Genomic DNA, 10,892 nt, shown 5'->3' with positions numbered 1-10,892 from the left:
CCGGCGGCGATGCCGTTGATCAGGTGGCGTCCGGAATAAATGGCGTGGGCGACCTTGCCGCTCTGACGGCCGGCCAGCCACTGCTCGGTCGGGCGCTCGCTGCGGATGCCGATGTCGGCGGCACGGCGACCAATGTCGACCCAGTCGGTGGTGGTGACGAGCTCCACCCTTATGCCGTCATCGACCGTCCAGATCTCGCCGATATGGGCGGCAACGAAGGCCGAGGTCCATGGCCCGGCCGAGACGCGGACAATGCGGTCGGGCAGGTTTCCTTCGCGCCAGCGGGTCAGCGACTGCATTGCTGCCTCGACGTCCTCGGCGCGCCGCAGCAGTTCTTCACCGACCGGGGTCAGCCGGTAGCCGGTTTGCTGACGCACGAACAGCGGTTCGCCGATCTGCTTTTCGAGCGCGGTGACGCGTCGTCCAAGGGTGGCTGCGCTGCGGCGCGTGGTTCCCGTCGCTGCGCTCAAGCCACCCAGCCGCGCAACGTCGAGAAACAACCTCAGATCGTCCCAGCCGATATCCATTTTGCAGAAATGAAAAACTCCTTGCGACCGTGGCTGTAGCGCGAAGCGGGTATCATGCGCAAGTGTGCAGGCATTGGAGGCGTTGGACAATCCTGCTTGGCGGGACAGCGACAAGCGCCTCGGCTGGCCAAGAAGCCAGCGCAATCCTTTCGATCGCGCATGCGCTTCGCGCAGATGCTTTGCGCTTTCGACCAACCCAAGCGCGCGGGCATTCTGCGCGCCAAAGGAGACGATCATGTTGTATGAACTTCGACGCCGTTTCGCCCGCTGGCTTGCCTATCGCCAAACGCTTGCGAGCTTGAGGCAGGTCCCGGACAGCACACTGGCGGATGCCGGCATTTCTCGCGAAGAGATCCGCGAGCGTGCCCGCCACGCCAGCCTGCGTCGTTGAGATAATGGAGGCGGGCATGCAGATGATGGAGCTTTGGGATGGCCGCTCGGTACCGCGCATCGGGGATCGGCACCTGGGCGGCGGGCGGCGGCGCGCGCTGGCGTGACACGGCTACCATCTATGGCGAGGTCGACGACATCAGGTCGCAAGCCGCGCCGGCGATGGCCTGTGACATCGGCGGGCGGGCGGCTGCCGCCTATGGCGCCGGCAATGCCGAGCTGATCCTCGGTCGCATCGTTACAAAGCACTCCTCAGGTCATACCTTTGAATCAAGAGCACGAATGAATCATGTCGCGGACAAGTCGCGCGCGGATCTGGAGATCATCATTTCAGGCGCGCAAGCTTCGCCTGCCTATGTGTCAATCGTCGCCCGCAGCCATTGCGTGATGGCATCGAAAGCGATTGGTTTCGTCGTGTCGACGTCAAAGAGCGGTCCACGCCGCAGCGGCTCGGCGCGCTTGGCCAGCTCGATCAGCTCGGGGACATAGGCCGCTCCGGGGTGGCCAGCGGGACGCTGGTCGAGCCGTGCGCGATAGCGCTCGGCAAGAACCTCGCCGGGTGCATGACACCAGATTTCGGCGGTCCGCTCGACGCCAGCCCTTCGCAGGTGATCCTCGAGCACCTGGCGCGGCTGGAAGCCGAACCAGGCATCGACGACAACTGTTGTGCCCGCCGGAGCTTCGCCGACCACCGACCAGATGGCTTCATAACTGGCGCGACCGAGCGAGCGGTTGAATTCACGATCACCGCCGCCGAGCGCTTCGAGGAACGGGTTCTTGATGGTATCGAGCGTAAGCAACGGCCATCCCATCCGGTCGGCGATACCGCGCGAGACCGTGCTTTTGCCGCTGGCGGGGATGCCGTTGACCAGCACGGCGCGCTGGCCGGGCACGGCACGCCGGCCCGGGTTGAGTCCAGCGGATGGCGAGGTCACCGGCGAGGCCGTAACTGCCGCCTGCCCTGCCAGCGCTTGCAGACCGGCGCCGATGACGCCGGCGTCGTCGCCGAGTTGCGCCGGTTCAACCGGGCATTGGTACCAGGGAGCCAAGGCCGGAGCCTTGGTAAGCGCCTGATGGGCCGCCTGGCCAAGTCCGCCGCCGAGCAGCACCAGATCGGGGGCGAACATCGCCACCGCTGTATCGATTGCCGCACGCAACGGTCTGGCCCAGGCTTCCAGTATCCCGCGCACCGGCGTGTCGCCGCTCGCATCCCGCGCGAAAAGCTGATCGACCGAGATATCCGGACCGAGGCCTGCGCGTGCGATGTGACGGCCAAGTGCTGTACCGGAGCTGGTGGTTTCAACGCAGCCGCGCCGGCCGCAGACGCAGGCTTCGCCTGATATGTCGACAGTGATATGGCCGAGCTGCCCCGCCGTCCCCTTGCCGCGGACGATCTGCCGGTCTTGAGCCACGGCACCACCAATGCCGGTCCCGATGGTGAACATGAGGATGTTTTCGTGACCCATGGCGGCGCCTCGAGCCATCTCGGCGACCAGTGCCATGTTGCAATCATTGTCGATCACGACGGGCTTGCCCGCCAGGTTTTCCAGCCGTTGCGCCGGGGAGACCGAGGCGAGGTTGACATAGCCTCCGGACAAGACGGCGCGACGCCGCGCATCGACGCGTCCCGGGACGCCGATGCCGATGGCGGCAACCTCCGGAGAATCGAGCCGGCGCACCATCTCGGCGATCCGGGAGAGCATGAGCGCCGGGTCCGGCGCGCTCTTTTCGGACATGCGGTCAAGGATTTCGCCTGTGCCGGAAATGCGGGCGGCGCGCAGATTGGTGCCGCCGATATCGATCCCGATGGCCATCGAACTATGAGGCATGACGTCCCGTGTGTGCCCGGTGTGAACGGCGAATGACTAAGCGGCTTTCTGCCGGTAGTTTCCGATCACGGCCTGAAGCTCGTGCAATCTCGACACTGCGATGGTCTTAAGCCTTTCCCGCTGAATGTCACGGTCCAGCGAGATGCAGTCCTTCCACAGCGACCGGCCGGCGATGACGCCTGACGCGCCGTTCTTCATCGCGATCTCGACCTGGCCCAGGAACGTTGCGTGGTTGACGCCGGCGGAGAGGACCGCCCATGGCACCTCGCCGGCCATGCTGCTGATCCTGGCGCAGGCTTCCGGCGTTCCGGGATAAGGAAGCTTGAGCACCTTTGCCCCGCATTCCAGCGAAATCCGAGTGCCCTCTTCGACAAGCCAGGGGATCTTGGCCGTATAGTCTTCAAGGCTTTCGCCTTCGAGTTGATAGGTCAGGAATTCGACGACGAGCAGCAGGTCCTCTTGCCCGAAGTCGGCGATGCACTGGCGCAGAATGGCGACGTTATACTCGTTCGCCTCCGGTCTGTCGGCCCTGAGATAGACCATGATCTTGCCGCCGGTGCCACCGAGTTCGCGGACGCGGCGCGCGTCGATGTCGGGAACGAGGCGCGACAGGCGGTAGCCGGCGGGCGAGACGTCGAAGCCCGAGGCATCGAGGCCGATGAGCAGAGCCGTATCCCGGTTCAGCACCCCTTCATCGACAACCCGCGGCACCGCGCAGAGCGGGTCGAGCAGCACGCAGGATGCCTGACTGGCGAGGTATCGCGTGATGTCCGCCTTGGTGTCGCCGAGCATGTCGTTGGTGATTTTGGCCTGTTCGGCAGGGTCCGACGCCAGCAAGGTCCGCATGCCGCCGCGCTGGTCACAGGCGATGGCCATCATGGCCCCGTCCTTGCCGCATATCTGCTGATAGCCGCGTAACTCCGCCGTCGTCATCTTTGTCATGGTCTTTTGTCCGATGTTGGCGCCCATTCACCAGGGCGCAGATCCGTGGAACAAGAAATGTTCAGTTTTTACCTGCCTGCCGGCAGGAAGGTTTGCCGCTTTGATGCGCCTATCGAACCGAGAAATCTGGCTTGGCAGCAACGTTCGGTGGAAACGAACCCAAGTTGCGAGTCTGCCGGATTTGCGCGATAACTCCCATCGGTTTGATGGGTCTGTAACACATTGCTGAAAGGAATTGTAAGCTGTCTGTCCCTCCCGCACAAGATGCGGCCGCATCGCGGACGATGCTGCATACGGTCGCCAAAATGCACTACGAGGCGGAGATGTCGCAGGTCGACATCGCGCGCCGGCTCGGTGTCTCCACCGCCACCATATCGCGTTTGCTGCAGCGGGCGAGAGCAGAGGGCATCGTGCGGATCGAGGTTCTCGATCTTGTGACGCCCGAAGACATCACCAGGCAGTTGATTGACGGGTTGGGGCTGCGCGACGCCGCGGTCGTCGAAACGCCGGCAGCCGGAGCGCTGACGGCGCTCGCCGCACCGCTCGGCGCCTTGCTCAAGCAAGCGGAACTGACGGCCGGCTCGGTGGTTGCCGTCGGCTGGGGGCGAGCCATCCGCGAGGTGATCCGGGCAGGCCTGCCGCGCATTCCCGGGGTCCTTACCGTCGCTGCCACCGGCGGCATGCAGCAGCAGGCGGCGCATTTCCAGATCAACGAGTTTGTACGGCTGGCCGCCGAAGAGTTCGGCGGGACGCCGCATTTCATCCATGCGCCCTATCTGCCGTCCACCGAATTGCGTGAGGTCTTCCTTGGCGATGCGGCCATCCGCGACAGCGTCGCGCTTTGGGACCGGACCGACGTTGCGATCGTCGGCATCGGCCTGCCCCATGCCATCAATCCGCCCGAGGCGAGCGCGGCCACACTGAGCGAACAGGCCCTGTTTCATGCGGCTGGAGACGTCATCCGCCATTACTTCGACGCCGAAGGCACCCTTATCCCATGGGAAGGGGAGGGCCGGATGATCGCAATGTCGCCGGCCCAGCTTCGAACCGTCCCCTTGGTCATCGGCGTTGCCGCCTCGCCGGAGAAGGCGACGGCCATCATCGGTGCCGTCCGCGCGAGACTCATCAATGCCCTGATAACGGACACGAAAACGGCGCAAGCCATCCTCGTGGCTCTCGTGCCTCGATAGAAGGCGGACACCATGATGCGCGACATCGGCGCGCCTGATCAATCCTGAACCGATCGACGCCACGCGGTCCGTGACCCTGGCGCCCCGAAATCACCTGTTGTCTCGTCAGGGACTTGGGGGCAATAGTCTGCCGTGCGGGGCCCTGCGGAGCAGACAGATGTTGTCCGGTTTGAAAAGCGTTCCGGCCAGGGAAGTACCCGGTTGCAATTTCTTTCAGCAAAGTGTTACAACCTTGCAGCTAGGGGCGCATGCGCCTAGCGGCGCAGTTCTCTGGACCTTGCGGATGCGAGGAAACGGGACTGCGGGCATCAGAGCTGGTCGGTTTCGACTGGCTGATCTAATGACTGGGCGCCTGGGAGGAGCTGCCCGTTAACAGCAAGCAGGCGAAACCCGTTTCCCAGCCGTCAGCGCATTTACGATTCCTAGCCTGAACAGATTGACGGCCATTTCCGATATCAATCGCAACGGCAAATCTGCCAACATTATGAGGAGGATGTTATGAAGAAGATTGTTGCCGCCCTGGCGGCCCTCGCCATCTGCGCAACGGCGCTGATCACGCCCGCTTTGGCGCAGGACAAGAAGTTCACCATTGCTCTCGTTCCGGGCCTTACCACCGACGGCTTCTACATCACCATGCGCAAAGGCGCCCAGGCGGCGGCCGATGCCCTTGGCGTGACCCTGGTGTTCCAGGGCGCTTCGGATTTCAATCCGGTAACGCAAGTCCCCGTGCTTGACGCGGTCATCGCCAAGAAGCCGGACGCGATCCTGATCGCGCCAACCGACAAGGTTCAATTGGTCGAGCCGCTCCGCAAGGCCAATGATGCCGGCATCCCGGTGATCACCGTCGACACTTTCATCGGCAGCGGCGTCTACCAGACCGGTGCCGGTGAGGCGGATTTCCCGCTGTCCTATATTGCTTCTGACAACATTCTGGGCGGTGAGATCGCCGCGCGGGCATTGGTCAAGGCCATAGGCGGCAAGGGCAAGGTCTATGTTTCGAACGTCAAGCCCGGCATTTCGACCACCGATCAGCGTGAAGAGGGCTTCAAGAAGGAGATGGCGAAGCATCCGGACATCACCGTGCTCGAGACGCAGTTCAACGACGACGACGCCAACAAGGCTGCCTCGCAGCTCCAAGCGACGTTCGCGCGCAACTCCGATCTCGTTGGTGTGTTCGGTGCAAATCTGTTCTCGGCGATCGGCGCGGCGAACGGCGTCAAGCAGGCAGGGCAAAGCGGCACCATCAAGGTCGTCGCGTTCGACGCACCGGTCAGCATCGTCGACAACATCAACACCGGCTTGGTGGACGTTGCGATTGCCCAGCATCCGGCCGAGATCGGCTATTTTGGTGTCGTTTCGGCCTATGCCCACCTGACCGGCCAGTCAATCCCGGTTGCGATCGGCACCGGCTTTACGATCATGGACAAGTCAAACATCGCGGACCCGAATATCTCGAAGTACCTCTATTCCGAATGAGGTATCTCTATTCCGAATGATTCCAACCAGCTTGGTCTCCTTCCGGCTTGCCGGGAGGAGACCTGCGCCGGGTCTCTAGGACCCTGTTGACGGAGGCCGCGCTGCGGATCGGATGTGTCAATGACTTCAACATCACCAACCGAGCAGAGCGAAACCCATGTCGCCCCTCAGGCCGACCATGGTGATCCGGCCAGGACCTGGCTCGGACGCATCGCCGAAGGGCGCGCCTGGCTGTTTCTCGCCGGCCTGATCATCTGTTTCGAGGTTTGGTCGAGAGTCTCCTTCGGCGCGACCTTCGTGCTCAATCCGTTCAACGTGCAATCCATTGCGATATTTGCCGTGGCGCCGTTGCTGCTTGCGACCGGACAGACATTCGTCATCATTTCGGGAGGCATCGACCTCTCGCTGGGCTTCATCATGGGCCTTGCTGCTGTTGTCGCGGCCCATGCCACGAATCTGGCTGGCGCCGCCATGCCGGTGCCTCTGGCCATGATGGTGGGCATTCTGGCGGCCGTGATCGTCGCGGGAGTCCCTGGCATGATCAACGGCTTGCTGATCTCGCGCCTCAGAATTCCGCCCTTCATCGGCACGCTTGGCATGTTTGGCGTGGCGCGCGGCGCTGCTTTCCTGCTCGCCGGCGGCACGACGGTGCCGGTCCAGAATTCCTGGTTCGCGCTGCTCGGCAACGGCAGGTTCTACGGTGTGCCTTATCTCGTCATCATTGCAGCCGTTTTCGTCGTCGCGATGCACTACATCCTGAGCCAGACCCGGTTCGGCCAGCATAACTACGCCATCGGCGCCAATGTGCAGGCGGCTCGTCGTGCCGGCATCGACATCAGAGGCCATATCCTGCGCCTCTATGTGCTTTCGGCGATGTGCGCAGGCCTCGGTGGCGCTCTCTATGCAGCGCGCTTCACCGCGGGCGCGGCCCAGGCCGGCGAGCCGTTGCTGCTCGACAGCGTCGCAGCCGTCGTGATCGGCGGCGCCAGCCTGTTCGGTGGATCTGGCACGATCTTCGGGACGGTCGCCGGTGCGCTGGTGATCGCGGTCATTCAGTACGGGCTGGTTTTCGTCAATGTCGAGCCGTTCTGGCAGTTCATCGCCGTCGGCGTCGTCATCATCATTTCCGTTCTCATCGACCAGGCGCAGCGCCGGTTCAGTGGAGCCCGTCAGGATGAATAGCCCAGGCCAGACCACCCCCCTCCTGGAAGTCCGGAATCTTTCCAAGCACTTCGGCGCCGTCCGGGCGCTCAACGATTTCTCCATGGTCGTGCGGCCGGGCGAAGTGGTGGCCCTGGCGGGCGACAACGGCGCCGGCAAGACCACGCTGATCAAGGCGATATCGGGCGTCTTTCAGCCGACGGGCGGTGAAATTCTGCTGAGGGGTCAGCCGGTGACATTTGCGACGCCGCATGAGGCGCGCGAAAAAGGCATCGAAACAATCTATCAGGATCTCGCTCTCGCCGACAATTTGTCCATTGGCGCCAATATCTTCCTCGGCCGTGAACCCATGCGCAAGGCCTTCGGCTTCTTGCCGGTGCTCGATCGCAAGGCCATGGCCGTCGCCGCCAAGAAGACCATGGGACGGTTGGATTTCCATGTGAGCCGGCTCGATGCCCCGGTCAGCAATTTCTCCGGCGGTCAACGGCAGGCTGTTGCCATCGGCCGGGCCGTCTATTGGGACGCACAGATCCTGATCATGGACGAACCGACCGCGGCCCTCGGCGTGCCCGAACAGCGCAAGGTCATTTCGCTCATCCACCAACTCAAGGCCCAAGGCAGGGGCGTAGTCTTCATCTCGCACAATTTGCTGGATATTTTCGCCGTGTCCGACCGCATCATCGTGCTGCGGCGCGGCGTCCAGGCCGGCGAGCGCAAGATATCGGAAACCAACCATGACGAAGTCGTCAAGCTGATGGTTGGCGGATAGACCGCGAGCCGGAAAGCGTAGACCCGCCAGCCGGGAGCCAATGCAATCTCCTCGTCGGATCTACCCTCAATGAAAGGGCAGCTTCAGCGCATAATCCCCGTAGTCTGTTTCATGCGATCAATGATCTCCGCCATCAGCACCAAGTCGCGACGAGAGTCCGCGAGATCGGTCAGAGGTTTGGTGCCGTCCATGATGTGGCGATGGAAGCTTTCGAGCTCATTGGAGAAGGCATCGCCATAGAGCGGCCCGTATGTCCTCGTCACAGGACCGCCGACGCCGGCTTCCGTCACTTCCAGCCGCGTCGGCAGGCTGCGGATATAGGGCGTGGCGTAGATGATGCGGACCCGCTTGGTGTTCGAGCGCACCTCGATCATGGCGTCGAACAGGCCGAGATCGTCGACCACCGCGTCGTAGCAGGCGGCGAAATGTCCGTAGTCGAATGTCACGCTGGTATTGGCGCCGCCATTAGTGCGGTGCGCCGCCAGCACGCGAGCCGGTTCGCCGAGCAGTCCCCGCATCGCCGAAATGTGGTGCGAGGAGAGCGCCGTCAGGCCCCGATAGGCCCGCACCAGATCGGCGGGGGCATCAATACCCACCACTTCACGGATCAGCGCTTCGCGTTCCCTGGCGCCGCGCGCCAGCAAGTCCGGCTCGATGTCCTGGGGATAGAGGACATTCTGGCTCTTTTTCAGGAAATGCCGGCCGTCGGAGATCAGGTCGAAGATGCGGACATGGGTGATGTCAGCGAAGTCGGGCAGTTCCTCAATCGCCGCCAGATAGGCCGGAGCATAGCGCCTCATGTAACCGACGAAGATCGTCTTGGCGTAGTTCGGCGTCAGCGCCAGCAGCTCGTCGATCTCGCGCACCGTCAGGCAGGCCGGCTTTTCCAGCAACACATGCTTGTTCGCCTCGATGGCGGCACGCACGAAGCGGCTGTGGGTTTCATCGGACGAGAGGATGAAAACCGCGTCGATGTCAGGTGAATTGATCAGTGCCTCGGCGGAATCGAAGGCAGCGGCGGTCGGATATTCGGACCGGCACAGCGCCATCAGGCTCGCCGAAACGTCATAAACGCCGGATATCAGCCAGCGGTCGCGCTGATCGCTCAGCACCGGCAGATGGATCGACTGCGCAACCTCTCCTAGACCCACAAGTCCGACACGGATTACTGCCACTGCAAACTCCCTTTGATCTTAATCATGTCGTCCCTGGCTGGTTAGTGTCCCCGCCGTCACGCCGCGCCGGTGACGAGCGCGACGAGCTCGTTGCCCGTGGTCTCCGAGGCCCGCACCGTGGCCACCATCCGTCCGGCCCGCATCACCCAGATCTGGTCGGACAGACGCCGCACCTGATCGAAATTGTGGCTGACCAGGATGACGCTGACAGCCTGTTCGCGCAGGCGCCGGATCAGGGCTTCGACATTGGCGGTTTCCTGCACGCCAAGGGCCGCGGTCGGTTCGTCCATCACCACCAGCTTGGCGCCGGAGCCGGCAGCACGGCAGATCGAGATCGCCTGCCGCTGTCCACCCGACAGCCGCCGCACGCGCTGGGTGACCGAGGGCATGTTGATCGACAGGCGCGAGAGCATGGCGCGAGCCTGCTGCTTCATGGCCTTGCGGTCGAGCAAGGCGAAGGGTCCGATCCGGCGCACGATCTCGCGGTTGAGGAAAAGGTTCTGCGCGACGGTGAGTTCGTCGATCAGCGCCAGGTTCTGGTGAACCGTTTCTATGCCGGCCTTGCGCGCATCGTCGGGATTGGCGAACGGGTGCGGCCGGCCGTCGAAGAAGATCTCGCCGCCATCCGGTACATGGACGCCGACCAGGCAGCGGATCAGCGTCGACTTGCCGGCGCCATTGTCGCCGATGACAGCGGTGACCTCGCCGCGACGAGCCTGGAAGGCGACATCGGTGAAGGCGCGGATGCCGCCGAAATGCTTGCTCAATCCTTCGCAGGCAAGGATCGCGTCGGTCGACGGGATGTGATGGACGGCGCTCATTTCTGATACCGCATGATCAGGGCCGCCAGCACCACGATGGCACCCACGGCGAGCGGTTGGTAGAAGGCCGAAACGCTAAGCAGCGTCAGCCCGTTGACGAGGGCAGTGAGCATCAGCGCACCGATTGCCGGGCCGAGAATGCTGGCGCGCCCGCCGAACAGGCTGACGCCGCCCAGAACCACCGCCGCAACCGAATTGAGCAGCAGGCTGGTGTTGATCAGCGGCTCGGCCGAGCCGATGCGCGCCACCAGAAGCAGCGCGGCGATGCCGGCGCAGAATCCGGAAATCGTGTAGGCGGCGATCTTGACCCGGTTGGTCCGGATCCCGAGCGAGCGGGCACTTTCGGTCTGGCCACCGGTCGCCAGCAGATGCACGCCGAAGCGGGTGTGGTAGAGCGCAATATGTGCCACGAGCACAGCGGCGATTGCCACCCAGACGGGATAACCGAACGGCCCGAAGGAGCCGGAGGCCAGCCGCAGTAGGAAGGGCGCGCCGCCCCTACTCGGCGCGCCCCCCCCCAGGGTAAGGCCAAGGGCGGGGGTGGCCCCAAGCCTTCCCCGGGTGCCCCAGCAATAGGGGAAAAGCCCCGCGGGGGTGGGCCCGCCCGTGAGG

General features: G+C 63.5%; 11 protein-coding genes. 5 read left to right on the top strand and 6 right to left on the bottom strand.

All coding sequences use genetic code 11. The features are described 5' to 3' along the window. The coding region (locus NKJ08_RS36820) for a LysR family transcriptional regulator (RefSeq protein WP_352786126.1) at positions 1-764 on the bottom strand (764 nt) is incomplete at its 3' end. Here NKJ08_RS36820 and NKJ08_RS36815 point away from each other — a divergent pair. Next, positions 763-918, top strand: coding sequence for a YjiS-like domain-containing protein (locus tag NKJ08_RS36815; RefSeq protein WP_352524713.1), 156 nt, complete (start codon positions 763-765; stop codon positions 916-918). The two genes, NKJ08_RS36820 and NKJ08_RS36815, sit on opposite strands and share 2 nt — an antisense overlap. Positions 919-1,270: 352 nt before the next feature. On the opposite strand, the gene NKJ08_RS36810 is transcribed toward NKJ08_RS36815, so the two are convergent. Further along, positions 1,271-2,746 (bottom strand): ROK family protein, encoded by a 1,476-nt coding sequence (locus NKJ08_RS36810; protein ID WP_352524714.1) that lies wholly within the window; start codon positions 2,744-2,746, stop codon positions 1,271-1,273. A gap of 36 nt (positions 2,747-2,782) precedes the next feature. Then, the gene (locus tag NKJ08_RS36805) at positions 2,783-3,688 is read right to left on the bottom strand and encodes a tagatose-bisphosphate aldolase (protein ID WP_352524716.1); all 906 of its coding nucleotides are present in this window, start codon (positions 3,686-3,688) and stop codon (positions 2,783-2,785) included. Between the two features lie 284 nt (positions 3,689-3,972). Here NKJ08_RS36805 and NKJ08_RS36800 point away from each other — a divergent pair, with 284 nt between their 5' ends. The 4 genes from NKJ08_RS36800 to NKJ08_RS36785 all read left to right on the top strand — a co-directional run bounded on the left by NKJ08_RS36800 (position 3,973) and on the right by NKJ08_RS36785 (position 8,284). Then, on the top strand, positions 3,973-4,878 hold the full coding sequence (locus tag NKJ08_RS36800; protein ID WP_352524718.1) for a sugar-binding transcriptional regulator: 906 nt from the start codon (positions 3,973-3,975) through the stop codon (positions 4,876-4,878). Positions 4,879-5,376: 498 nt separating this feature from the next. Further along, the gene (locus NKJ08_RS36795) at positions 5,377-6,354 is read left to right on the top strand and encodes an ABC transporter substrate-binding protein (protein ID WP_352457851.1); all 978 of its coding nucleotides are present in this window, start codon (positions 5,377-5,379) and stop codon (positions 6,352-6,354) included. 120 nt (positions 6,355-6,474) lie between these two features. Further along, positions 6,475-7,536: an ABC transporter permease subunit gene (locus NKJ08_RS36790; protein ID WP_352524719.1), complete on the top strand. Its 1,062-nt coding sequence runs from the start codon at positions 6,475-6,477 to the stop codon at positions 7,534-7,536. Beyond that, complete coding sequence (locus NKJ08_RS36785; protein WP_352776938.1) at positions 7,529-8,284, top strand: ATP-binding cassette domain-containing protein; 756 nt, start codon at positions 7,529-7,531, stop codon at positions 8,282-8,284. The genes NKJ08_RS36790 and NKJ08_RS36785 overlap by 8 nt, the downstream gene beginning before the upstream one ends. An 83-nt stretch (positions 8,285-8,367) precedes the next feature. Here NKJ08_RS36785 and NKJ08_RS36780 read toward each other — a convergent pair whose 3' ends face one another. The 3 genes from NKJ08_RS36780 to NKJ08_RS36770 all read right to left on the bottom strand — a co-directional run. Beyond that, entirely contained in the window at positions 8,368-9,459 is a 1,092-nt protein-coding gene (locus NKJ08_RS36780) for a Gfo/Idh/MocA family protein (RefSeq protein WP_352524723.1), read from the bottom strand. A gap of 56 nt (positions 9,460-9,515) precedes the next feature. Beyond that, complete coding sequence (locus NKJ08_RS36775; protein WP_352524724.1) at positions 9,516-10,280, bottom strand: ATP-binding cassette domain-containing protein; 765 nt, start codon at positions 10,278-10,280, stop codon at positions 9,516-9,518. Next, positions 10,277-10,892, bottom strand: a 616-nt coding sequence (locus NKJ08_RS36770; RefSeq protein WP_352786123.1) for an ABC transporter permease, incomplete at its 5' end; no start/stop codon positions are given. The genes NKJ08_RS36770 and NKJ08_RS36775, both read right to left, overlap by 4 nt.

Origin of the sequence: Mesorhizobium sp. M0244 (assembly GCF_040321795.1) — a bacterium.
Taxonomy (GTDB): Bacteria; Pseudomonadota; Alphaproteobacteria; order Rhizobiales; family Rhizobiaceae; genus Mesorhizobium.
The sequence above is the reverse complement of the archived record's forward strand: the minus strand, read 5'-3'. Positions and strand labels throughout refer to the sequence as shown.

Bases quoted from the DNA above. Each gene is read 5' to 3' on its own strand.
- NKJ08_RS36815 (WP_352524713.1), top strand. From the start codon at position 763: ATGTTGTATGAACTTCGACGCCGTTTCGCCCGCTGGCTTGCCTATCGC.
- NKJ08_RS36810 (WP_352524714.1), bottom strand. From the start codon at position 2,746: ATGCCTCATAGTTCGATGGCCATCGGGATCGATATCGGCGGCACCAAT.
- NKJ08_RS36805 (WP_352524716.1), bottom strand. From the start codon at position 3,688: ATGACAAAGATGACGACGGCGGAGTTACGCGGCTATCAGCAGATATGC.
- NKJ08_RS36800 (WP_352524718.1), top strand. From the start codon at position 3,973: ATGCTGCATACGGTCGCCAAAATGCACTACGAGGCGGAGATGTCGCAG.
- NKJ08_RS36795 (WP_352457851.1), top strand. From the start codon at position 5,377: ATGAAGAAGATTGTTGCCGCCCTGGCGGCCCTCGCCATCTGCGCAACG.
- NKJ08_RS36790 (WP_352524719.1), top strand. From the start codon at position 6,475: ATGACTTCAACATCACCAACCGAGCAGAGCGAAACCCATGTCGCCCCT.
- NKJ08_RS36785 (WP_352776938.1), top strand. From the start codon at position 7,529: ATGAATAGCCCAGGCCAGACCACCCCCCTCCTGGAAGTCCGGAATCTT.
- NKJ08_RS36775 (WP_352524724.1), bottom strand. From the start codon at position 10,280: ATGAGCGCCGTCCATCACATCCCGTCGACCGACGCGATCCTTGCCTGC.